The sequence below is a fragment of the Halomonas sp. AOP25-F1-15 genome (genome assembly GCF_052378675.1).
Taxonomy (GTDB): domain Bacteria; phylum Pseudomonadota; class Gammaproteobacteria; order Pseudomonadales; family Halomonadaceae; genus Vreelandella; species Vreelandella casei.
The window spans coordinates 513,104-537,486 of sequence record NZ_JBQSXV010000002.1 but is presented as its reverse complement, the minus strand read 5'-3'; the positions used below and the strand labels follow the sequence as shown (position 1 = coordinate 537,486).

General features: G+C 54.4%; 19 protein-coding genes and 1 other RNA gene. 1 reads left to right on the top strand and 19 read right to left on the bottom strand.

What is annotated here, in order from left to right; translation table 11 throughout:
• Positions 1 to 44: 44 nt before the first annotated feature.
• The 3 genes from ACT3TF_RS05795 to secA form a co-directional block, all read right to left on the bottom strand.
• On the bottom strand, positions 45 to 1,001 hold the full coding sequence (locus tag ACT3TF_RS05795) for a Nudix family hydrolase (RefSeq protein ID WP_444671756.1): 957 nt from the start codon (positions 999 to 1,001) through the stop codon (positions 45 to 47).
• Between the two features lie 104 nt (positions 1,002 to 1,105).
• Complete coding sequence (gene argJ / locus ACT3TF_RS05790; protein WP_444671755.1) at positions 1,106 to 2,335, bottom strand: bifunctional glutamate N-acetyltransferase/amino-acid acetyltransferase ArgJ; 1,230 nt, start codon at positions 2,333 to 2,335, stop codon at positions 1,106 to 1,108.
• Positions 2,336 to 2,378: 43 nt separating this feature from the next.
• A complete protein-coding gene (gene secA, locus ACT3TF_RS05785) occupies positions 2,379 to 5,111 on the bottom strand; it encodes a preprotein translocase subunit SecA (RefSeq protein ID WP_193062580.1) in 2,733 nt (910 codons plus the stop codon).
• 551 nt (positions 5,112 to 5,662) lie between these two features.
• On the opposite strand from secA, the gene ACT3TF_RS05780 reads away from it, so the two are divergent.
• Complete coding sequence (locus ACT3TF_RS05780; protein WP_193062578.1) at positions 5,663 to 6,136, top strand: DUF721 domain-containing protein; 474 nt, start codon at positions 5,663 to 5,665, stop codon at positions 6,134 to 6,136.
• A gap of 105 nt (positions 6,137 to 6,241) precedes the next feature.
• Here the strand turns inward: ACT3TF_RS05780 and lpxC are convergent, their stop codons facing one another.
• The 16 genes from lpxC to rnpB all read right to left on the bottom strand — a co-directional run bounded on the left by lpxC (position 6,242) and on the right by rnpB (position 24,363).
• On the bottom strand, positions 6,242 to 7,153 hold the full coding sequence (gene lpxC, locus ACT3TF_RS05775) for a UDP-3-O-acyl-N-acetylglucosamine deacetylase (RefSeq protein WP_193062576.1): 912 nt from the start codon (positions 7,151 to 7,153) through the stop codon (positions 6,242 to 6,244).
• A gap of 134 nt (positions 7,154 to 7,287) precedes the next feature.
• A complete protein-coding gene (gene ftsZ / locus ACT3TF_RS05770) occupies positions 7,288 to 8,469 on the bottom strand; it encodes a cell division protein FtsZ (RefSeq protein ID WP_193062574.1) in 1,182 nt (393 codons plus the stop codon).
• A 34-nt stretch (positions 8,470 to 8,503) separates the two neighbouring features.
• Positions 8,504 to 9,793 (bottom strand): cell division protein FtsA, encoded by a 1,290-nt coding sequence (ftsA, locus tag ACT3TF_RS05765; protein WP_193062572.1) that lies wholly within the window; start codon positions 9,791 to 9,793, stop codon positions 8,504 to 8,506.
• 311 nt (positions 9,794 to 10,104) lie between these two features.
• On the bottom strand, positions 10,105 to 10,818 hold the full coding sequence (locus tag ACT3TF_RS05760; RefSeq protein WP_441684089.1) for a cell division protein FtsQ/DivIB: 714 nt from the start codon (positions 10,816 to 10,818) through the stop codon (positions 10,105 to 10,107).
• A 33-nt stretch (positions 10,819 to 10,851) separates the two neighbouring features.
• Positions 10,852 to 11,775, bottom strand: a complete 924-nt coding sequence (locus tag ACT3TF_RS05755) for a D-alanine--D-alanine ligase (protein WP_441684087.1) — start codon at positions 11,773 to 11,775, stop codon at positions 10,852 to 10,854.
• Complete coding sequence (gene murC, locus ACT3TF_RS05750; RefSeq protein ID WP_193062703.1) at positions 11,772 to 13,220, bottom strand: UDP-N-acetylmuramate--L-alanine ligase; 1,449 nt, start codon at positions 13,218 to 13,220, stop codon at positions 11,772 to 11,774. The genes ACT3TF_RS05755 and murC overlap by 4 nt, the downstream gene beginning before the upstream one ends.
• A gap of 17 nt (positions 13,221 to 13,237) precedes the next feature.
• A complete protein-coding gene (gene murG / locus ACT3TF_RS05745; protein WP_441684085.1) occupies positions 13,238 to 14,335 on the bottom strand; it encodes an undecaprenyldiphospho-muramoylpentapeptide beta-N-acetylglucosaminyltransferase in 1,098 nt (365 codons plus the stop codon).
• An 18-nt stretch (positions 14,336 to 14,353) separates the two neighbouring features.
• The gene (gene ftsW, locus ACT3TF_RS05740; RefSeq protein ID WP_193062563.1) at positions 14,354 to 15,535 is read right to left on the bottom strand and encodes a putative lipid II flippase FtsW; all 1,182 of its coding nucleotides are present in this window, start codon (positions 15,533 to 15,535) and stop codon (positions 14,354 to 14,356) included.
• The gene (gene murD, locus ACT3TF_RS05735) at positions 15,532 to 16,920 is read right to left on the bottom strand and encodes a UDP-N-acetylmuramoyl-L-alanine--D-glutamate ligase (protein WP_444671754.1); all 1,389 of its coding nucleotides are present in this window, start codon (positions 16,918 to 16,920) and stop codon (positions 15,532 to 15,534) included. Before murD ends, ftsW begins: the two co-directional genes overlap by 4 nt.
• A 61-nt stretch (positions 16,921 to 16,981) precedes the next feature.
• Complete coding sequence (gene mraY, locus ACT3TF_RS05730) at positions 16,982 to 18,064, bottom strand: phospho-N-acetylmuramoyl-pentapeptide-transferase (RefSeq protein ID WP_192535909.1); 1,083 nt, start codon at positions 18,062 to 18,064, stop codon at positions 16,982 to 16,984.
• 9 nt (positions 18,065 to 18,073) lie between these two features.
• Positions 18,074 to 19,432, bottom strand: a complete 1,359-nt coding sequence (locus ACT3TF_RS05725) for a UDP-N-acetylmuramoyl-tripeptide--D-alanyl-D-alanine ligase (RefSeq protein ID WP_441684079.1) — start codon at positions 19,430 to 19,432, stop codon at positions 18,074 to 18,076.
• Entirely contained in the window at positions 19,432 to 20,925 is a 1,494-nt protein-coding gene (locus ACT3TF_RS05720) for a UDP-N-acetylmuramoyl-L-alanyl-D-glutamate--2,6-diaminopimelate ligase (protein ID WP_444625849.1), read from the bottom strand. Before ACT3TF_RS05720 ends, ACT3TF_RS05725 begins: the two co-directional genes overlap by 1 nt.
• A 16-nt stretch (positions 20,926 to 20,941) precedes the next feature.
• A complete protein-coding gene (locus tag ACT3TF_RS05715; RefSeq protein ID WP_441684075.1) occupies positions 20,942 to 22,648 on the bottom strand; it encodes a peptidoglycan D,D-transpeptidase FtsI family protein in 1,707 nt (568 codons plus the stop codon).
• The gene (ftsL, locus tag ACT3TF_RS05710; protein WP_192535905.1) at positions 22,645 to 22,980 is read right to left on the bottom strand and encodes a cell division protein FtsL; all 336 of its coding nucleotides are present in this window, start codon (positions 22,978 to 22,980) and stop codon (positions 22,645 to 22,647) included. Before ftsL ends, ACT3TF_RS05715 begins: the two co-directional genes overlap by 4 nt.
• A 2-nt stretch (positions 22,981 to 22,982) precedes the next feature.
• A complete protein-coding gene (gene rsmH / locus ACT3TF_RS05705) occupies positions 22,983 to 23,939 on the bottom strand; it encodes a 16S rRNA (cytosine(1402)-N(4))-methyltransferase RsmH (protein ID WP_441684072.1) in 957 nt (318 codons plus the stop codon).
• A 52-nt stretch (positions 23,940 to 23,991) separates the two neighbouring features.
• Positions 23,992 to 24,363, bottom strand: an RNA gene (gene rnpB / locus ACT3TF_RS05700) — RNase P RNA component class A.
• Between the last annotated feature and the right edge of the window lie 20 nt (positions 24,364 to 24,383).

The following is a 24,383-nucleotide window of genomic DNA, read 5'->3' as shown; positions in this document are numbered from 1 at the left end:
GCAGGCGTTTTTCATTCCACACTGGCGGCTGGCTAGCGGGTAGACTACTTCCAGAAATCGCGAATCGACGCGATACCTTGAGCACCCACGGCGCGCGCATGATTCGCGTCAAAGCGGGTCATGCCTCCCAGTGCAAAAACGGGCATACCTGCACGCTCAACCAATTGCTGGAAATCATGCCACCCAAGCGGTGAAACTTCCGGATGCGAGGGCGTGGTACGTAACGGCGAGAGGCTGACAAAGTCGCAGCCTAACACCGCCGCTTTTTTCAGCTGTGTTTGGTTATGTGTTGACGCAGATAGCCATTTATTTTCCGCAATGGGACGACGCTCAAGCTGCATTAAACGTTCGCTGGTCAGATGAATACCGTCGGCATCAACCTCCTCTAGCAGCGCTGGTTCACCATTGAGAAGCAATCGTGCGCCGTGCTCGCGACACATTTGCAAGGCTCGCTTCGCGCGCGCAACGTAGGCCGCTTCGTCCAGCTGCTTTGCGCGCAGTTGAACTAAGCGGACATGATCTTCGCGCAGCGCGCGCTCTAAAAATGCATCAAACCGCGCATCGTCAGCCTCTTCCCCAGTGATCAGGTACTCGGTGGGCAGTCTTACTGCACGCAAGATAGGCAAATTAGCAGCGGGGAAGGGATAGTTTGAAAGCTCGCTCATGGGCACCCAGCGAACCGCCTGCCCTTCACGGCCAAAAGGTTCGCCAGCAAACTCATGCACCTGCCATACATCCAACAAAATATGCTTGTCAGGATACTCATGGTGCACGCGAATCAGTGGCTGGGCACAGATAATTTCAATCCCAAGCTCTTCATGCAACTCACGCTTTAGGCCTTCAAGCCCGGTTTCGTAAGGTGCAAGCTTGCCCCCCGGAAATTCCCATAGCCCGCCATGGTCAACGTTTGACGGCCGACGAGCGATCAATACTTGCTTCCGATCGGCGCTCACAATTGCAGCCGCCGCGACGTGAACCCGCCGTTTCACCTTTACACTCATTGCGTCTTTATCCACTGTCTGCGCAGCGACGCTACTGCCGCCGCTGCTATCTCACTGCGTTTGCCCTTTACCCCAGCCATCGCGTCAGCGCTGGAGGTAATTCGTTAGCTACGGTAATCCGCGTTGATAGACACATAGTCATGGGAGAGATCAGACGTCCACACCGTGGCACTTTCGTCACCGCGTCCCAAATTAATGCGAATAGTAATCTCAGACTGCGCCATCACTGCACTTCCCGCTGCTTCGTTGTAGCTGGCTGCACGTCCGCCATTTTCGACTAAGCGAACATCGCCTAAATCAATCACCACACGATTAACGTCAAAATCGCTGACAGGTGCCCTACCCACTGCTGCTAAAATACGCCCCCAGTTAGCATCCGAGGCATACAGCGCGGTTTTCACCAGCGGCGAATGCGCAACAGTGAAAGCCACATCAAGCGCCTCTTGGCGGCTGTTCGCCCCATCAACGTGAAGCGTCACAAACTTCGTTGCCCCTTCTGCGTCGCGAATAATCGCCTGAGCAAGCTCTGTCATCACCACCTGCAACGCATCGCGGAATGCCGACACGTCACCCTTATCGACAATGCTAGGCCCTGTACCGGTGGCCGCTAACATGCAGGCATCATTGGTCGACGTATCGCTGTCCACGGTGATGCAGTTAAACGAATGGTCGACTGTCTCGCGCAGCAGGCGATCTAACAGCGGCGTCTCAATGGCAGCGTCAGTCACCACAAACCCCAACATAGTCGCCATGTTGGGCTTAATCATGCCCGACCCTTTGGTAATGCCGTTAATCGTCACCTGCTGGCCATGAACCTCCAGCGTCGCGGTTGCACCTTTCGCTCGAGTATCGGTCGTTAAAATACCCTGGCCCGCATGCTGCCAGGCGATATCGTCACTAGACAGGCTTTCAAGGGCGGGAGCCAAGCCCGCCAACAGACGATCCATCGGTAGCGGCTCACCAATCACACCGGTTGAAAACGGCAAGACATCCTGCGCCGAAACACCTACCTGCTCAGCAAGCGCTGCACAGCTGGCGTAGGCATCGCGCATGCCTGCTTCGCCGGTACCGGCGTTTGCATTGCCGGTATTAATCAGCCAAAAACGTGGTGATCGTCCTTGAGCACGGCAGTGCTCAAGGTGCTGCTTCGCCACTGCCACAGGCGCCGCACAAAATGCATTGCGGGTAAAGACACCGGATACCGTTGCTGACTCAGGTAGCTCAATAACTACTAAATCACGACGACCCGGCTTTTTAATACCCGCCATTGCCGTTCCCAGGCGCACCCCGTTAAGGGGCAGCATCTCTGGAAAAGGAACATTTCCAACTGCCATGATTCTCTCCTTTAGGCAGACCCATATTGAGACGCTTTCGCCGTTAGCTCAGCTTGCCGCAGCACTGTTTGTACTTCTTACCCGAGCCACAAAAACACGGGTCGTTGCGACCTACTTTAGGCCCTTCCCGACGCACGGGCTGTCCATCAACGACTGGCTCATCTTGGGCATTTTCCAGCTGTTCTTCGGCAGGATCATCGTGCCGGCTTGCCGCGGTGGTCGCTTCGCGCTCCAACGTTTCACGCCGGCTACGCTCAAGGGCATCTACCTCTTCAGGTTGACGTACCTGAACGTGGCTAAGAATACGCGTTACGTCTGCTTTAATATGGGTCAGCAGGTGCTGGAACAGTTCGAACGATTCGCGCTTATACTCCTGCTTGGGGTTCTTTTGAGCATAGCCGCGCAGGTGAATGCCGCGACGCAGGTGGTCCATTGACTGCAGGTGCTCTTTCCAGCGAGTGTCTAACACTTGCAGCATTACCTGCTTCTCAAAGCGCCGAATAAGCTTCTCACCCGCCGCATCAATTTTGGCGGCATAGGCTTCGCGGTGCATCGTTTGCAGTCGTTCGCGCAGCTGCTCCTCGCTGAAACGCTCATCTTCTGCGGCCCATTTAACGACGGGCACATCAAGATTAAATTCCGTCTTGAGATGCGCTTCTAAGCCAGGCAAATCCCACTGCTCGGGCAGACTCTGAGGAGGCACATAGTCGCTAATCGCCTCTTCCATTACCTCTTCGCGGATGCCAATAACGGCGTCAGCAACGTTGTCGGCAGCAAGAATGTCATTACGCTGCTCATAGATAACACGACGCTGATCGTTAGCAACGTCATCGTATTCCAACAGCTGCTTACGAATATCGAAGTTGCGGCCTTCAACTTTCTTTTGCGCACGTTCAACGGCGTTGGACACCATCTTATGCTCAATCGCTTCACCGCGTTCAAGGCCTAATGCCTGCATCAAACGCTTGACACGATCAGAGCCAAACAAACGCATCAGGCTATCTTCAAGCGACAGGAAGAAACGCGTTGAACCAGGGTCGCCTTGACGACCAGCACGTCCGCGCAGCTGATTATCGATGCGCCGTGACTCATGGCGCTCAGAGCCCACCACGTGCAAACCGCCAGCAGCTAACACGCCATCATGACGCACCTGCCACTCGGCCTTCAATTCATCAATTTGCACTTGGCTAGGGTTATGCAGTTTGGCAACTTCAGCCTCCCAGTTACCCCCCAGCATTATGTCGGTACCACGACCCGCCATGTTGGTGGCAATCGTAATCGCACCTGGGCGGCCTGCCTGGGCAATAATTTCGGCTTCACTTTGGTGCTGCTTAGCATTAAGGACGTTAAACGTGAGTCCTGCTTCGCGCATCAGCGTGGCCAGATATTCCGATGTTTCAATCGAAGCAGTACCGACTAAAACCGGGCGCCCTGCTTCCGTCTCCGTTCTTACGTCCTTAATGATCGCTTCATATTTTTCTTCAGCGCTCAAATAAACCAGGTCGTTCAGGTCTTTACGTGCCAAGGCCCGATTGGTCGGAATAACGATCACGTCGAGGCCATAAATCTGGCGGAATTCAAACGCTTCAGTATCGGCCGTGCCCGTCATCCCGGCTAATTTCTCGTACAGCCGGAAGTAATTCTGGAAAGTGGTCGATGCCAGCGTTTGGCTTTCACGCTGTACGGTGACGCCTTCCTTTGCCTCAACGGCTTGATGCAAACCTTCCGACCAGCGGCGGCCAGGCATTGAGCGGCCGGTGTGCTCATCAACAATCACCACCTGATCTTCCGACACAATGTAGTCAACATCGCGGTTATACAGATAGCGAGCGCGCAGCGCTGAATGCATATGCTGAAGCAAATTAAGGTTTTGTGCGGCGTAAAGAGACTCTTCGACACCTAGCAGGTTTTCAGCTCGCATGAGCTCTTCAACCTTGTTATGCCCCTGTTCGGTCAGCTCGACTTGTTTTTGCTTTTCATCAACAACAAAGTCGCCGGTTACCGGGGCATCTTCATCTTCAGATGCTTCGCCTTGCTCAAGCTGCTGGGCAAGTACGTTAACCACTTTGTAAAGATCGGTATTTTCATCGACCGCCCCAGAGATAATCAGCGGTGTACGCGCTTCATCGATAAGAATCGAGTCAACCTCATCGACAATCGCGAAATGCAATCCACGCTGTACCTTATCCTCCAACGAGAATGCCATGTTATCGCGCAGGTAATCGAAGCCAAACTCGTTGTTGGTGCCGTAGGTTATATCGCACTGATAAGCATGACGCTTCTCTTCACCGGTTTGGCCAGAGAAAATAACGCCTATGCTCAGGCCTAGAAACTCATAAAGCGGACGCATCCACTCAGCGTCACGACGCGCCAAGTAATCGTTCACGGTAACGACATGCACGCCTTTACTGGTCAGCGCATTGAGATAAACCGCCAACGTAGCGACGAGTGTTTTACCCTCGCCCGTTTTCATTTCAGCGATACGGCCACGGTGCAGCGTCATCCCGCCGACCATCTGGACGTCAAAGTGGCGCATCCCCATCACGCGCTTACTGGCTTCGCGAACGATAGCAAACCCTGGCGCTAGCAAGCTATCTAACGATTCACCCGCATCCAGGCGCTGACGAAGCTCGGCAGTCTTGCCCTGTAAGTCAGCATCGGTAAGAGCCTCAAACTCCGCTTCAAGAGCGTTAATCTGCGGCACATTTTTATGCATGCGTTTTACTTCGCGGTCATTCTTAGACCCAACGACTTTACGTAACAAATTATTCAGCATGGAGTATCCAGATATTCACGAGCGCCCCCTCAGGAGCTACCCTTTTTTCTGCAAGCTCTTTTTATTCAAGAGCAGAGACAAAGTAGCTTTATGAACGAATGTCTCGGCATGAGGGCGGGCCGCGTTGGGTCAAAACATCGCTCGCCGCGACAAGGGCTATTAGCGGGGGAAGCCAGTTAAATCGCGCCCGAATCGGCGTGACACTACGGCGACGCTGAGACCAGCGGCGCAGTGCTCGACGCCTTTTTGCAACCCAGTGCGACTGGGCGCGCAAAATAGCGGGCACCCAAAAACAGATAGTAACGTTGCGTTCACCGCCGCGAAAAGCGTCCGCGGGGCTTAAGCTCGCAGGTAGGAGGCAACTTACAAGCAAACCAGCCAGCCACCAACGTGCTATACCGTAGCGGCGCTGGCGCCGCGGCAGAGCAGTTTGTACTTCAAGCGTAGGCGACATGCTGTAGACCGGCTCCTGAGCGTGGTAGGCTCTGCAAATGGGTAATCGGCTTGAATCCGCCGATGTAACGATTTAGGGGTAGCTAGGAATTAAGTGTATGAGTATAAAGGTTAAGCGTTCTCACGCACAGCCCATCGCCCGTCTGCTGTCAAAGTCCGGTGATATTAGCCAGTTAATGCGCCTATCTCGCTTAATCGATCAGGCGCAGCGTCACCTGCGCGCTCATTTACCCGAAGACATGCGCGAACATATCTTCGTGGGCGGCTTTCGCGATGGCCGCCTAACCGTTATTAGTGGTCAAGCTAGCTGGCTGACTTGGCTGCGCTTCGAACAGCGCCGCCTGCTAGACCTGCTTCACCAGCTGCCTGGCTTTGAAGGCGTGAATGGCTTTACGTTTAAAGTTCGCCCAGTACGCCCCATCGTGGCCCCTGCACGCAATACTCGCAGCCTGTCATTAGATGCTGGTAAAACATTAGCTGAGTGTGCCGAAGACACCACCAACCCCGCATTAAAACGGGCTCTTGAAAGGCTTGCCTCACATGCTCGCCCACCAACCAAGCAACCGCTTTGACGAATACACAACTAGCCTCTTTAAGTGGGCCTGAAATGCATAAAGCACCACATGAGTGGTGCTTTATAAAACTGACAATTAACGATTCAGTAATGAACGCCGACCTTACGCCATAGCAGGGGCTGCATAAGAGATCGGTGCAACCGCTTTTTCTTCTTCAAAGGTAATGATTTCGTAAGCATCGGGCTGCGCCATTAGTTCTCGACACAGCTGATTATTAAGCGCGTGACCTGATTTTACACCTCGGAACTCACCAATCAGGCTATAGCCCAACTGGTATAAATCACCAATCGCGTCCAGGACTTTATGCTTAACAAACTCGTCTTCATAACGCAGGCCACCTTCGTTAACAATGCGATAATCATCTACCACGATCGCATTATCTAGACTGCCGCCTAGCGCCAGATTATTAGAGCGCAAAAACTCTAAATCACGCATAAAACCAAAGGTACGGGCACGCGACACTTCTTTAACGAAAGACGTGGTTGAAAAATCAATCAGCGCCGTCTGCTTTTGCTGTTCAAACACGGGGTGGTCAAAGTCGATCGCGAACGAGACCTTAAACCCTTGGTGGGGCAGAAAAACGGCTTCTTTATCGCCATCGGTGACGGCCACACGACGCTTGATACGGATAAATTTCTTAGCTGCATTCTGCTCTAAAATACCCGCCGACTGAATCAAAAATACGAACGGGCTAGCGCTGCCATCCATAATGGGCACTTCAGGCTCGCTTACATCAACGTAAGCATTATCAATACCGAGCCCTGCAAAGGCGGACATTAGATGCTCAACCGTGGCTACTTTAACCCCGTTATACGCAAGCGCCGTGCATAGTCGGGTATCTTCTACCAACTCAGCTTTCGCGGGCACGTGCGCAGCGGGCTCCAGATCGGTTCTAACAAACACAATCCCTGTATTGGCTGGCGCCGGACGCAAAGCCAGATGGACTTTCTTGCCAGAATGCAGGCCCACTCCGGTAGCGCGAATGACGTTTTGAAGGGTGCGTTGTCTGATCATGGATAGTAGTCGTACTCTTATGACGGTGATTACCGCAGGGAAAAAGTTATCAAACAGTGTTCACTTTAACAGTAAGCGAGCGTTTTAGCCAATAAAACGCTTGCTCACTGTTAAAGCCTGCCTGATAAAGAGGATCAATCCGCCTGGCGGCGTAGAAACGCTGGGATGTCCAGATAGTCATCGGCTTCAGTCGACCGGCGCTTTTCAGAACGTGGTTTAGCATTGGCTTCAGGCGCTTCAGAGCGGGCCGTCGCCTGCTGACGCATCACGGTTGGCTGTTGCAGTTTACGATAGTCAGATGAAGATTCTGCCGCCGAACGACGTGCCGGTTCACGCGCAGTCGTTTTAGCTTTGTGATTGCCATCTAAGCCTGCAGCCACAACGGTGACACGCAGTTCGTCGGACATTTCCATATCAATGGAGGTGCCCACAACAATAGTAGCGTCTGGAGAAGCAAATTCTTGCACCGTCGCGCCCACATCATTGAACTCACCAATCGACAGATCAGGTCCTGCAGTGATGTTAACCAGAATACCGCGCGCACCATGAAGATCGATATCTTCCAATAGCGGGCTGCGGATAGCTTTTTCAGCTGCTTCACGAGCACGGTTCTCACCCGTCGCGCCGCCGGTACCCATCATCGCCATGCCCATTTCGGACATCACCGTACGCACATCTGCAAAGTCGACGTTGATAATACCTGGACTTGTGATCAGCTCGGCAATGCCCTGAACCGCCCCTAGCAGCACATCGTTAGCGGCGCTAAAAGCTGTCAACAGCGTGGCATTTTTACCCAACACAGAAAGCAGCTTTTCGTTGGGGATCGTAATCAACGAATCAACGTGCTGAGAGAGCTCTTTCATACCCTCTTCAGCTGCACGCATACGCTTAGGCCCTTCAAAGGGGAAGGGGCGTGTTACTACCGCAACTGTCAGTATCCCCAGCTCTTTGGCGACCTGTGCAACAACCGGCGCACCGCCAGTGCCAGTACCACCGCCCATACCGGCAGTGATAAACACCATGTCAGCGCCTACCAGCAATTCAGCAATGCGCTCACGGTCTTCCATGGCCGCCTGACGACCCACTTCGGGATTGGCACCTGCGCCCAATCCTTTAGTGATCTCACTGCCTAGCTGCAATACCGTTTTAGCTGACACGCGCTTTAATGCCTGCGCGTCAGTATTGGCGCAAATAAACTCTACGCCCTCAATATTGCTTTCGACCATATGGTTAACAGCATTGCCGCCACCGCCGCCAACACCCACCACTTTGATGACCGCACTGCTCGAGGGTGCGTTATCTACCAATTCGAACATAAGCCCCGTCTCCTGAACCGCGCTTGCGGCCCTGTCAGAAATTTCCTTTGAACCAGCCTTTAAATCTTGCCAGCGTCGAATGGTCTTCCTTGATATCACGCCGGGCAAGTTCGTTGCGGCCTTTATGAGCTGCAACAACTCCCCCGTGGCTTTTCAAGCCTTGCCCATAACGCGTTTCCTGCAAGGCATAGTGCAGCAAGCCAACCCCCGTCGCATAAATCGGGTTACGGACGACATCCGCCAAACCTTTTACATTTTGAGGGCAAGCGATACGAACAGGCATATGGAAAATTTCTTCCGCCAATTCGCTAACGCCTTCCATGCGCGAAGTACCGCCGGTAAGCACTATCCCTGCAGCGACCATATCCTCATAGCCACTGCGACGTAATTCATCTCGTATTAGCGTAAACAGCTCTTCGTAACGTGGCTCTACCACCTCAGCAAGCGCCTGGCGTGATAAATCACGAGCAGCGCGATCGCCTACGCTAGGAACTTTAATCATTTCATCACTTGCCGCTAAATGCGTCAGCGCACAAGCGTATTTAACTTTGATTTCTTCAGCATGCTGCGTGGGCGTACGCAATGCCATTGCAATATCGTTGGTGACCTGGTCGCCAGCAATAGGAATAACCGCTGTGTGACGTATAGCACCTTCGGTAAAGATAGCCATATCGGTAGTGCCGCCGCCGATGTCTACCATGCACACACCCAGTTCACGCTCATCTTCTGTGAGTACGGCCATGCTTGAGGCAAGCTGCTCTAAAATAATTGCGTCTACTTCTAAGCCACACCGCCGCACGCATTTTTCGATATTCTGCACCGCGTTTAGCGCCGCGGTGACCAAATGTACCTGAGCTTCTAAACGTACGCCTGACATACCTAATGGCTCACGAATGCCGCCCTGAGCGTCAATCGAAAATTCTTGAGGTAACACATGAAGGACGCGCTGCCCTTCTGAAATAGCACGAGCACGAGCCGAATCAATAACACGCTCAATATCTGAAGGGGTTACTTCACGCTCTTTAATGGCCACGACGCCATCAGAGTTCATTGAGCTAATATGGCTGCCTGCGACGCCAACATATACCGAGTGAATATCACAGCCAGCCATTAACTCAGCTTCTTCTACTGCCCGCTGAATAGACTGCACGGTGGATTCAATATTGATCACCACGCCGCGCTTCATGCCACGCGAAGGATGCGAGCCAATACCGGCAATTTCAATTCCGCCGTCATCGGTAGGTTGACCGACTATCGCGACGACCTTGGACGTTCCAATGTCCAGCCCGACCACCATATTGGATGCGTTGGGTGAGCCTGCCATGAGTCGGTAAATCTCCTTGCGTCATGTTTAAAAGTAAATATAAATAGGGAGACGCTTAATCCAACGTTAAACATTGAAGGCGTACAACCCGAAATAATCAGTGATATTTCTCAACTCTTGCTAAGTACAAATAGTCGAATTTAAAAACTATTTAACCAGCGCTTGGGCCATAGTATAGAAACAATAGTAGCAATACGACTAGTACAAACACACAATAATAGGCTTTGAAAGCAAAATGAAGCCTAATATCGACTTTTCAGCGATTGCAACCACTCACTTTTACACCTTATTTGCACTAAGTAATAGCATTGTTACTCATCTGGCTCCTCAAATTCACTTTCTCCATGCCACGCAACGGCAACGCCATTAGGGTAGCGAAGATCAATATAACGAATCTTGTCACCAAGAGAATATAGCTCTCGTTGCCATGACGCAGACAATCTGGCTAAGCGGACTTCGTGCTGCCGACGGCCCAACATTACCCAAACACCATCATTTAACTGTAACCGCCAAGCCCCCCTTGGCTCTAAACGCAGTTGCGTTAGATCAAGCGATAACTGTGCAAAGTGAGATTTTAACCGCTGGTAATAGCGCAATACCTCTGCACTGTTTCCGTTAGGCCCTGCTAAATCTGGGAGCCCGGACGGTGGAGAAAGCGGCGCAAAGGCAAAAGCCTCGCCCTCGGGATTAACTAAAAAGTCATCATTCCAACGTGCCACGGGCTGCTGCTCAACCAACTCAAACACTAAGGCATTGGGCCATTCACGGGAAATACGAACTTCATTCAACCAGCCAATATTAAGGGCTCGATCACGAAGTTCCCCCAGGTCTGCCGACAGCCAAGTAGCATTAACGACTAGCGGAGCAAGCTGAGTGCGCAAATAATCAGCGCTCACGTACTCCCATTCGCCACGAATAGATACCCGCTCAATGGGGCGATCTAGCCACAGCCAAAGCGCACGCCCTCCGGCCCCCATGAGCAAAGCGAGCAGGATAATCCCCAACCAAGCATTACGCCTTTTCATAAGGCACTTTTTAATAAGGCATTATTCATGCTGTCACTGCTCGCTTGCGGTGTTGAGTATTTGTAGCACGAGATCATCAAAATCAATCCCAGCGTAAGCGGCCGCCTGAGGAACCAAACTATGACCGGTCATACCCGGCACGGTATTGACCTCCAATAGCCAAAAGCGCCCTTCGCCGTCGTGCATAACGTCAACACGCCCCCAGCCCTCACAACCAATGGCCGCAAACGCCTGCTGGCAGAGCACGGCAAGCGCTGTCTCTTGCTCAACAGACAAGCCGCAGGGCAGATGATACTGAGTCGTATTGGCGATATATTTGGCTTCGTAGTCGTAAAATCCGCCCGGCACCTCAACGCGAATCGCCGGCAGCACCTGATCGCCCAGCAGCGCGACGGTGTACTCATCCCCAACGACAAAACGCTCCGCCATGACGCGCGCATCAAATTGCGCTGCTTCTTGGTAGGCCGATTCCAGCGCTGCCTGACTTTTCACAATGCTAATGCCAAGCGTTGAGCCTTCATGCACCGGCTTCACTATCAACGGCAAACCAAGCTCAGCTACCACGGCAGACCAGTCAGAGCTTGCATCCAGCATAATGCTTTCAGGCGTTGGTAGACCCATCGCGCGCCATACTTGCTTAGTGCGCTGCTTATCCATACCCAGCGCAGAGGCAAGAACACCGCTGCCCGTATAAGGGATATTGAGCAATTCCAAAGCGCCCTGTAGCGTTCCGTCTTCTCCACCACGTCCGTGCAGAGCGACAAACACCACGGAAGGCGCCAACTGCTCCAAGCCAACTAGGCCTTTATCGCGAAGATCATAGCCACATACCGCCACGCCTTTACGCTTCAGCGCATCCAGAATCGCGGTACCGCTTTTGAGCGACACATCACGCTCAGCAGACGTGCCGCCGTAAACCACAACGACGTTTTGTGTATTGGTCACATCAACGCTCACAGTTCTACCTCATTCATCACTAGCTGCGCCTGCGCCAGGCGAAGAGAAATTCCGCCCACATCGCCGGCCCCTTGAGTAATTAAAATATCACCGGGGCGTAGCACGTTGGCGAGCAGAGTTGGCAGCTCATGCTTATGCTCTACAAATAGCGGGTCTACTTCGCCACGTTGGCGAATAGAGCCTGCCAGCGTTCGCCCTTCTGCACCGGGAATCACGGCCTCACCGGCACTATAAACATCCAGCAGCACCAGCGTATCAACCTGGGAAAGTACCCGCACAAAGTCTTCGTACAAGTCACGAGTCCGGCTATAGCGATGGGGCTGATAGAGCATTATCAAGCGGCGTTCGGGCCAACCTGCGCGAATGGCCTGAATCACCATGTCGACTTCACGCGGATGATGACCGTAGTCATCTACCAACATGATGTCGCCATCTCCTTTTGGTGCAGGAAAGTGGCCATGCACCTGGAAACGGCGCCCTACCCCAGCAAAGCCCGCCAAACCGCTTAAAATAGCGGCATCGCTAACGCCAGCATCGGTGGCCACGACAATCGCCGCCATGGCATTTAATGCATTGTGACGCCCAGGCATCGCTAAACGTACCTTTAGCGGTTCAACGTCTCCCGGGCGCAGCGCGGTAAATGTGACTTCACCACCGCACTGAGAAAAATCTACAATGCGATAGTCCGCATCGCTGTCAAATCCATAGGTCACGAATTGGCGCTTAACTTGCTCGCAGAGGCCGCGAATGTGCGGATCATCAATGCAAAGCACCGCCAACCCATAAAACGGTAGGTTGTGCAGAAACTCGATAAAGGTGCTCTTCAGACGCTCGAAGTCACCGCCATACGTCGCCATATGATCAGCATCGATATTGGTAACAATGGATACCATCGGTTGAAGATGCAAAAACGAGGCATCCGATTCATCGGCTTCCGCGACCAAGTAATCACCGGCGCCCAAGCGTGCGTTAGCGCCGGCACTGGTGAGCTTCCCACCAATCACAAACGTAGGATCAAGCCCACCTTCAGCTAGCAGCGTCGCCGTTAAGCTGGTCGTCGTCGTTTTACCATGGGTACCGGCGACGGCAATGCCATGTCGAAAACGCATCAGCTCTGCCAGCATTTCTGCCCGGCGCACGACCGGCACGCGGTGCTCGTGGGCCCAGCGAATTTCCGGATTCGTGTCATCAATGGCGCTTGATACTACCACCACATCCGCGCCATCAACGTGGGCTTCAGCATGGCCAATATCGACACAGACGCCGCATTGACGCAGCCGCTCCACCGCGGAGGAGGCATTCATGTCACTGCCACTAACGGTGTAACCCTGATTGGCGAGCACCTCGGCGATACCGCACATACCGACGCCACCGATGCCCACAAAATGAATACGCCGGATGCGGCGCATTCCCGGGGCCGTGGTACAACCACGCTGGGGCGTCATGGACTTGATTAAATCGGTCACGCAGAGTCTCCTAACGACACCATCGCCAAACACCCTTCCGCTAAGCGCTCTGTGGCGTCTAAATGAGCGGCTTGGCGTGCTTTAGACGCCATCATTGCCAGAGTATTCGGGACGAGCAATTCATTTAAAAAATCGGTTAAACGCTCAACGGTCAGATCTGACTGAACAACGCACTGTGCAGCACCGGCGTTTACCAGCACCTGGGCATTGATACGCTGATGGTCGTCAACCGCAAACGGAAAAGGCACCAGCAGCGCTGGCTTAGCCGCCGCGGCCAGCTCAGCGACCGTTAAGGCGCCCGAACGGCATACGACAAGGTCAGCCCAATCATAGGCAGCGGCCATGTCATCGATAAACGCACTGACCTCCGCGACAACACCGTATCGCTGGTAAAGCGCTGCTGTATCTGCGTCACGACCTTTGCCTGCCTGATGGCGCACCTGGGGGCGTTGCTCTTCAGGCAGCTGCGCCAAAGCAGGCGCCAAGCGCTCATTAAGCGCAACCGCGCCAAGCGAGCCACCCACTACTAACAATCGTAGAGCGCGCGCGGACAGTACAGTCACATCACGCGGCGCACTGCCTAGGCTGGCAATATCGTCACGCACCGGGTTGCCGATAACGTCAGCTCGCGCGCCAAAGGCTTCCGGAAAAGCCGCAAAGGTGCGCTTGGCGAAGCGTGATAAAACGCGGTTGGTGAGCCCCGCCACAGCATTCTGCTCATGAATAATCAGCGGGATGCGCATTAGCCATGCCGCCAGCCCACCGGGGCCGCTGGCAAAGCCGCCCAGCCCTACCACAACCTGGGGTTTGAAATCGCGAATAACTGCGCGCGCCTGCAAAACGGCGCGGGTAAGATTGAGCGGCGTCTTGAGCCAGCCCATTAACCCGTTGCCACGTAGTCCGCTTACTGCAATGGTGTGCAATGTAATACCTGCCTCAGGAACAAGGCGATTTTCAATGCCCCTGGGGCTGCCTAGCCATTCAACGTCTACTTGCTGCGCTTGCAATGCCCGAGCGAGTGAAAGCGCTGGAAACACGTGACCACCGGTTCCACCTGCCATGATCAGCACTCTTCGACGTGCGTTCGTGGTCACATTAAACTCCTAAAATGCCTACGATAAACGCGGCTCATGGCGCGGCTTATAAGGGGTAGAGGCACGCCGAGGACGATGGCGTGTTTCGGCATCGACGCGCAGCAGTAGCCCCACCATCATACCGGTCACCAACAGGCTCGAGCCGCCATAGCTTATCAGCGGCAGCGTTAGCCCTTTGGTAGGCAGCAAGCCTGAACTGACCGCAATATTGATAAATGCTTGAGCCGCGATGACAAAGCCAATACCGTAACTGACATAGGCACCAAACAGATGGCCCGCCAGCTCAGCACGCCGCCCAATCCACATCGCGCGGGCTATAAAAAGTGTAAACAGTAAGACAACAATAATGGCGCCAATCATGCCGAGCTCTTCAGCAATGACGGCAAAAATAAAGTCGGTGTGCGCCTCAGGCAAATAGTGCAGCTTTTGAACACTGTTGCCCAAACCAGTGCCGGTAACATGGCCACGACCAAACGCAATTAACGCCTGAGTCAACTGGTAGCCCGTAGCGAACTGATCCGCCCATGGGTCGAGAAAACTGGTCCAACGCGCCAGCCGGTAGGGTTCAATAACGACCATCATAACGGCGCCAAACCCCAGCAGCCCGCCACTACCGAGCAGTAACACCAGCGATGCCCCGCTCATCATCAGCATGCCGATGACACAAATAGCGAGCACCACCATGCCGCCAAAATCGGGCGCTAGAAACAGCAGGCCAACAGGTGCCGCCAGTACAGCCAGCGGGCGCCACATGCTAAATGCCCGCTGACGCAGGTCGTAGGTAAAGCGCGACATAAACGCCGCCATGTAGAAAATAAGCCCAATTTTGGCAAACTCAGAGACCTGTAAGCTAGGCAAGGGTCCCGGCAGCGCAATCCAGCGTTTACTACCATTAATTTCTTGGCCAACGAACAGCACCAGAATCAACAGAAAAATGCTGGCCATGAGAATCAGTGCGGCATTTTGGCGCCAAACTTCAAGCGGCACGCAGAGCATAAAGATACAGGCGACAATAGAGATCACTAAAAAAACGCCATGCTGGCGAGAGTAGTGAAAGGTATCTTCCAGCAGGCCAATCGATGCTGAGCTGACCATGACCCACCCCAGTCCCGCTAAAGCAACGGCTGCGATAATCAGCCAAATATCGCAAGGTAGATCGCGGGTCGTAAGTGCACTGCGCAAACGCTGAAGCCTGCTCATAGCGAGGCCTCGATGGCACGCTGCGCCCTCTGCTCTACCCAGCGTCGAAACATATCGCCGCGCTCTTGATAATTGGCAAACTGATCTAGGCTGGCACAGGCGGGGGATAAGAGCACGCAATCTCCGGGTTGAGCGAGTTTAAAGGCAGCCTCCATGGCTTCGGATAAATCGTCTACTTCTTGAACACTCACATGCTTAATTAAGGCGTCAGCTAAGCGCGGGGCATCTAAGCCGAATAGCAATACATGCCGCGCACATGAGGCAAGCGGTGCCGCTAAAGGAGAAAAATTCGCCCCCTTACCTACTCCGCCAGCCAATAGAATTAAACGCCCTTCCAGCGAGGCACCAATACCGTTAATGGCCGCTAACGTAGCCCCCACATTGGTGCCTTTAGAGTCGTTCACCCAGGTAACGCCGTTAATACGCGCCACTACTTCACTACGGTGCGCCAAGCCTTTAAATTCGCGAAGAGCATTACACATGGGCGCTTCGATAAAGCCTAGCGCCTGCCCCATTGCTAGCGCTGCAAGTGCGTTTGCGTAATTGTGCAGGCCGGTCATTGGCATCTCATCAACCGCCAGCCAAGGCTTATTGCCTTGCATTAACGTCAACGTATCGTGATAAAGCGCCAATCCCCACTCAGAATTTCTAGGCACTTTCGTTGAGAAGTGAGCAACCTGGGCAACAGGCTGGTCCGGCCACGTTAAAGGCTCATCGGCATTGACAACGGCGTGCTGCGCTCCGATAAAAACCCGCTGCTTCGCAGTGCGATAACCGTGCATGTCACCATGACGATCCAGATGATCTTCCGACAAATTTAAAAAAGCTGCACAGCTGGCGCCCAAACGAGGCGTTGTCTCAAGCTGGAAACTGGAGAGTTCTAGTATGAAAAGTTCAGCATTAGGATGACTGGCCAGCAAATCCAGCGCGGGAGTGCCTAAATTACCGCCGACAGCTGCATCAACACCGGCGGCAGCCGCCATATCGCCCAACAGCGTAGTGACCGTAGACTTCGCATTAGATCCTGTGATCGCCGCAATAGGTGCATGGGCTGCACGCACAAAGAGCGCAATTTCACCGACCACCATTGGCTCGCCGGTGTCAGGGTTTAACCGATCAGCAAGGCTTTCTAGTCCCGCCATACGAGGATCAAGACCTGGGCTCACTACTACCTCTTTTACATCGCTCAAATCAAGCGCTGTGAGCGCGCCACAGTGAATAGCAACCCCAGGATGAGCAGCGCGAAAGTCATCCAGCCCCGGTGGCGCGACGCGTGTATCGGCGACCATATAGGGCAGATTTAAGCGCGTTAAATGACGGCAAATAGCGCGACCTGAAACCCCTAGCCCTACTACCAGCGTCAAACCTTTAGCTACTCGAACCATCAACGGCTTCCTTGTCGCACAATGCCACGCCCATTAGGCGTAGCCGTCATGACCACGTGCATTAACGAATTTTGAGCGTCGCAAGGCCGAGTAACACCAGCACTACGGTAATAATCCAGAAGCGTACGATGACGCGAGGCTCGGGCCAGCCTTTCAATTCATAGTGGTGGTGCAACGGCGCCATACGGAAGATGCGACGCCCGGTAAGTTTGTAAGATCCCACCTGAAGAATCACTGACACTGTTTCGAGGACAAAAATGCCGCCCATAATAAATAGCACTATTTCTTGGCGAACAATTACCGCCACCACGCCGAGCGCAGCGCCCAGTGCTAGCGCGCCCACATCGCCCATAAAAACTTGCGCGGGGTAGGTGTTAAACCACAAGAAACCCAGCCCAGCACCGGCAATCGTGGCGCAAAAAACCGCTAGCTCACCGGTGCCGGCAATAAACGGAATATGCAGGTAGTCGGCAAACACGGTGTTGCCGCTCGCATACGCGAAAACCGACAGCCCCATCGCCACCAGCACGGTAGGCATAATCGCCAGGCCATCCAGACCATCGGTCAAGTTCACCGCGTTGGAGCTACCCACAATGACAAAATAGGTAAGAACGATATAGAAAACGCCCAAAGGCAGGGCAACGTCTTTGAATAGCGGCACGAGCAAACTGGTTTCAACCGGCGTAGAGGCGGTGACATAAAGCAGCACCGCGGCACCTAACCCCACGATAGATTGCCAAAAGTATTTCCAGCGAGCAGGCAGACCGCGCGGATTTTTCTCAACCACTTTACGATAATCGTCCACCCAGCCAATGGCGCCAAAACCTAAGGTGACTGCCAAGACAATCCAAATATACAGATTCGTTAAGTCACCCCACAGCAAGGTACTGATCGCAATGGCCAGCAGTATCATTGCCCCGCCCATCGTGGGCGTGCCTGCTTTAGAGAGATGAGACTTAGGCCCATCATCACGCACTGCTTGACCAATTTGCCCTTCAACCAAACGCCTGATCATCCATGGCCCTAGCCACAGGCACAGCATTAATGACGTGAGGGCACCTAAAATCACCCGCAGGGTTAAGTAATTAACAACCTGGAAAGCAGATTGGTACTGCGATAAAAAATTCGCCAAGTGAAGTAACATGAACGGCGTTTACCTTATTTCATCCGAACGCAGCGCTTTAACGACATTTTCCATGCCTGCGCTGCGCGATCCTTTCACCAGCAACGTGGTATCAGGCGGCAAAGTATTAGTGACATGGCGCGTTAGCGCCTCGTGGTCGTTAAAATGCAGCCCTCGACCAAAGGCATCGCTGGCGGCACGGGCGGCCTCGCCTAGCGTCAACAGTTCATCAATCCCCAGTGCCGCGGCATAGCGGCCAATCTCTGCATGCAGCGCGTCCGACTCACGGCCTAGCTCACCCATCGCACCTAGCGCACACCAGCGGGGCGCAGGAAAGCTTGCCAGCGTATCCAAAGCCGCCTTGACCGCGCCAGGGTTAGCATTATAGGTATCGTCGAGCACATTGGCCCCACGTAAACCGGGCACAACGGCCAACCTACCTGCTAACGTTTGCAGAGACTGAAGGCGTTCAACAACCTGCTCTGCAGTAACGCCTAGCACTAATGCCGCTGCTGCCGCAGCCAGCGCATTACTGACATTATGCTTACCCAGCAACCGCAGTTGAACGCGGCCTAACGCTGCACCATTATGCATAAGCGTGAAAGCATAACGTCCTTGAGGATCACAGGAAAGCGCTGAGGCGCTAACATCAGCCAAGCTGTGAAAGCCAAAACTCACTAATCGCCGAGGTGCATTGCGCGCGGCCCAAAAGGAAAAATAGCGATCGTCGCGATTCACTATGGCTGTACCGCTCTCGCTTAGGCCGTCCAGCACTTCGCTTTTCGCCTGTGCGATCTGGCCCATTCCGCCAAACTCACCGACATGAGCACCGGTCACGTTGGTAATAAGCGCAACGTCAGGCTTTGCCATGTGAACCGTCCAGGCAATTTCACCTAGATGGTTCGCCCCTAACTCTATCACGGCAGCGGCGTGACTCGGCGCTAGCCTCAACAGCGTAAGTGGCGCACCGATATCATTGTTCAGATTGCCTTGAGTGGCTAAAACATTGCCCAAAGGTGCCAGCAGCGCCGCACACATTTCCTTAACGGACGTTTTACCACTATTGCCAGTCACGGCCACTAAAACGCCATGCCATGCTTGGCGATGCGCCCCGGCGAGCAACCCTAGACCTAAACGCGTGTCGGGGCATACCAGCTGAGGCACATCGCTATCGATAGGCGTATCGACTAAAACCGCTGCAGCGCCGAGTTCATAGGCATGTTTGACAAAGTCATGGCCATCAAAAGTAGGCCCTCTTAGCGCCACAAACAGGCACCCTGGCTCAATTTTACGGCTATCGATGACGATCGAGCTGATCAACAGCTCAGCATTGGCGGTAGGCACGGCAATGCTGAGCATTGTGGCTAGCTGACCGAGCGTCCAGCGCATCACAAGGCTCTCCGTACAGCAAAGGCGCGCAGGATCTCTTGGCTGTCTTCATAGGCGTGGCGCACCCCTTGCACATCTTGATACGCCTCATGCCCTTTTCCAGCGATCAGCACCACGTCCTGAGCACTAGCATCATGAATAGCGGTCGCCACGGCCTGGCGACGATCCGCTATTTCAATAGGCTGTGCAGCAGCGGAGAAGCCTGCCAATATTTGCTGACGAATGTCTGCAGCTGCCTCATACCGAGGGTTATCATCGGTAACCACAACGTTGTCCGCGAGCTGTTCGGCGATCTTGGCCATTTCGGCACGCTTTCCCGTATCGCGATCGCCACCACAGCCAAATAAGCACCATAGCTTACCTGCACTGCCCAAGTGCGCTCGCAGCGCTTGCAATGCGCTGCGCAGAGCGTCTGGCGTATGAGCATAGTCGACGACCACACTAGGCGTATCAGTATCGCGGTAGAGCGCCATGCGGCCGGGTACGGGAGTAAGCGATGGCGCGGCCTCAAAGAGCGCATCAATCGACTCTCCGATCCCATAAAGCACAGCCATTGCCTGCAGCACATTGTCTAAATTAAAACGGCCCATCAGTTTTAACGACAGTATTTTCTCGCCTTCCGGCGTTGCAATCATTGCCTGCTGACCATGCTCAAAGGCCTGCCAGTCCATCACTCTGAACGTGACCGCCTCGTCTTGGCCCGTCGCCAAGACACGAACGCCTTTGGTGCAGCCTGCCAGCATTAAACGCGCCAACGGATCATCACCGTTCACAACGACTAAGCTAAGCTCTGAGCGACGAAATAGTTTCGCTTTTGAGGCCGCATAGGCTGCCATGCTGCCGTGGTAATCCAGATGATCGCGGGTCAAATTGGTAAACACGCCCACGCTAACGTTGACGGCCTCCAAGCGCCGCTGATCAAGCGCGTGAGAAGAGACTTCTACCGCGACACGACGAACGCCCTGCTGCGCAAGCTCGCCCAGCGCCGCTTGAAGCATCAGCGGACCCGGCGTTGTTAAACCGCTATCATTAAGCGCACCTGGACGCCCCATTCCTAACGTACCAATGACACCCGCTTTTGTTCCCAGCGCCTCGCTGAGAGCCGCGATGTAATGCGTCACTGAGCTCTTACCATTGGTACCGGTAACGCCGATGACTTCAAGATCAGACGGCACTTTAAACAGCGCGCTGCCGAACTCGCCCAGGCGCGCCGACAGATGAGGAAGCGCCAACACCCGCCCCTCTAACTGCATATCGTCATCCAGGCCTTGCGCCAAGACAAGCGCAGCGCCAGCTTTAATAGCCAGCTCAATAAAATCGCGCCCGTCACGCTGGCTACCCGGCACCGCCACAAAAATGTCGCCCGGCTGAAGCTTGCGCGAATCTGTTTCGATCCGCACCTCTGCTGGGAGCGTAGGCAGGTCAACGGGCAGCGGTGACGCTGGCCATACCTGCCTGAGCGCCGTCAACACATCGCCTTGACTCAGCGTCATGCCATCTCCTTAAAAGCTACTCCGCCTCGTGATCTGGCGGCACATCTAACAAGCGTAAAGCATTACCCGTTACGCTGGAAAACACGGGCGCTGCAACGGCTCCGCCGTAAAACCCACCCTCTTTGGGGTGATCAATCATGACAACGGTAACAATTCGCGGATCTGAAATAGGCGCAATCCCAGCAAAAACACTGCGATAGGCATCAGTGGTATAGCCCTGCTGGCCTATTTTACGCACCGTGCCCGTTTTACCCCCCACGCGATAGCCTTCAACACGCGCTCGTCGTCCGCCGGTATAGGCGGCAACCGAGGTTTCAAGAATATTAAGCAAGTCATTGGCAACCGTAGGCGACATCGCCGGTATACCCTGAGGCGGTTCAGAAAGGCGCAGTAAAGACGGCGGCAAACGTTCGCCATTGTTTGCAATAGCGGTGTAGGCACTCGCCAACTGGACCGCTGAAACGGATAGGCCATATCCATAGGCAAGCGTTGCCCGCTCGCTGCGCGACCAGCGTACTGGGGCAGGCAAACTGCCCGTCGACTCACCGGGGAAGCCGGTGCCAGGTGCCTGCCCTAACCCTAACTGATTGTACTTTTCCCAAATCGCAGTATCGCTGAGTCGTAGCGCCAAACGAGACATACCCACGTTTGAAGAGTGCTCAAGGATCCCCGCTAGATCTAACTCACCGTAGTCACGAAAATCGCGAATGGTAAACTGATCCAACCGCATCCAGCCAGGCGAGGTGTCTACCAAGGCATCACGATCTACGACACCACTTTCCAGCACGGCGGCCATTGCCAATGGCTTCATTACCGAGCCTGGCTCAAACACATCCACCAGCGCCTGATTACGCAGCCCACGAGGATCAAGCCCCGCCCGGTTATTGGGGTTGTAGGAAGGCAGGTTGGCCATCGCCAACACCTCCCCAGTGCGTGCATCCATCATCACCAGCACACCGCCATCCGCGTCATGTTTGGCGACCGCCGCTCGCAGCTCGCGGTAGGCCATGTACTGGATGCGCTGATCAATCGCTAAAATCAGCTCGCCCCCTGGTTGGGCCTCACTAATCACACCCAGCTCGCGTACCAAGCGGCCGCGGCGATCTTTAATCACGCGGCGCTGCCCCGGGTGCCCGGCTAAGTAGGACTGATAGGAGAGTTCTAATCCCTCCTGGCCGACATCATCCACGTTGGTCACCCCCAGCAGCTGGGCAGCCACCTCACCGGCAGGATAATAGCGCTTATATTCACGCTGGGGATAAACGCCCGGAGTGCGCAAGTCGAGAATTCGCTGAGCGGCAGCAGGCGTCATTTGGCGACGTAAATACATAAATTCACGTTCACTATAGCGCGAGACCCGCGATTCAAAATCGTCCAGCGTCATTCCTAGCGCTTGCGCTAACATCACGCGTTGAATAGCGTCTGCTGGCAATTCCTGTGGATTGGCCCACAGCGTTACTACGGGTGTAGAAATTGCCAGCGGCTCGCCATTGCGATCTGTAATCATACCCCGGTGGGCAGGTATCGCTTCATGACGAAGGGTTCTGGCATCCCCCTGACTCTGCAAAAAGGGACGATCAATAACCTGCAGAAGAGTGATACGGCCAATGAGGATCGTAGACGCCAAAGCAACGGCGATAAGAATAAAAAGAAAACGCCCGCCGCCTAAAGGAGGCGCAACGGGCTGCTGACGAGAGGTGCCGCCTCGACGCTCACGCATCATGGTCGAATCACCTCTACATCGTTGACATCGGGAATTCGCATACCCAGGCGATCAGTAGCAATTTGCTCAATCCGTGCAGGTGTTGACCAAGCGCCTTCCTCAAGCAATAGCTGCCCCCATTCAGTTTGCAACTGACTCTCCTCTTGCTCTAGCTGTTGCAACTGAGCAAATTGAACCCGCGTCATGTAAGTCGTGACGACGACGCCCAACCCAGAGGCCATGCAGAGTAAAAACAACAGGCTAATAATGACGGGCCAAGTGCGCAAACGCAGCTTAAAAGGCCATTCGGTGCGTAGCGTGGTTGCCCACTGCTCAATCCGATCCATGCTCATGATTACATCCGTTTACGCGCAGCCCGCATCACGGCGCTGCGTGAACGAGGATTAGCATCCACTTCCTCTCCGCTTGGCCGTACGCCTCTGCCCAGCGCTTCAAGGCGGCGATTCAACTGATCGTCGCGGATAGGCACGCCGCGCGGCAGATGAGTATCGCCGCGCACATGATGACGAATAAAACGTTTCACACGACGATCTTCCAATGAGTGAAAGCTGATCACAACCAAATGCCCACCGGGTGCCAGCGCCTCTAACGCGGCATCTAGCGCGCTGTCCAGCTGCTCAAGCTCACCATTGACAAAAATGCGCAGCCCTTGGAATGCTTTCGTTGCGGGATGCCGTCCTTTTTCCCAGGCGGGATGAGCGACTTTCAGCACTTCTGCTAAGTCCACCGTATGGGTGAACGGCCTTTCAATGCGCCGGGTCACCACGGCACGCGCTAGGCGTTTGGCATAGCGCTCTTCGCCATAGGTTTTGAACACGTAGGCAATATCGGCTTCGCTCGCCCGCGCCAGAAACTCAGCAACGCTTTGTCCCTGGGTAGGATCCATTCGCATGTCCAGAGGGCCGTCGCGCATAAAACTAAAGCCGCGCTCAGGATCATCCAACTGAGGCGATGAAACGCCCACATCTAGCAGTATCCCTGAAAGCTTGCCGAACACGCCCTGCTCGCGGGCAAACTCGCCCAGCTGGGCAAACTCACGCTGGGTAATGTGGAAGCGCGAATCGTCTATTTCAGCGGCAGCCGCAATGGCCTGAGGGTCGCGATCCATCGCCAGCAACCGGCCATGCTCATCAAGCCGGTCCAAGATCACGCGTGAGTGACCACCTCTCCCGAAAGTACCATCCAGATAAACACCTTGGTTGTCATTGACCAAGGCATCGACAGCACCCTCCAGTAATACGCTGGTATGGCGAAAGCGGTTAGCAACCTGTTCAGCGTCAGGAGAAGGCATGTTTCTCTCACAGAAAATTTGGGAAGGCGTGCATGCACGCCTTGGTATAAAAAAGGGGAGTCGGCCGATAAGCCGGGTTCTGTCGTGGACAGCCATTCCTCTAGGCGCTGCGTTACCACAGCGCTCAAGCAACCTACCCGGACCCAGCGCGGGCCACGCCATTGGGTCCCTATTTGGTCTTGCTCCGAGTGGGGTTTACCATGCCACGCACTGTTGCCAGGCGCGCGGTGCGCTCTTACCGCACCCTTTCACCCTTACCGGCCCCCAGCATCTATATCCGGGGGCTTAGGCGGTCTACTCTCTGCTGCACTTTCCGTCGGCTCGCACCGCCCAGGCGTTACCTGGCACTCTGCCCTATGGAGCCCGGACTTTCCTCCCCCGACACCTTTTAAGGGGTATCAGCGGCGACTGTCTGGCCAACTCCGGCGGCAAGCATACCAGCGC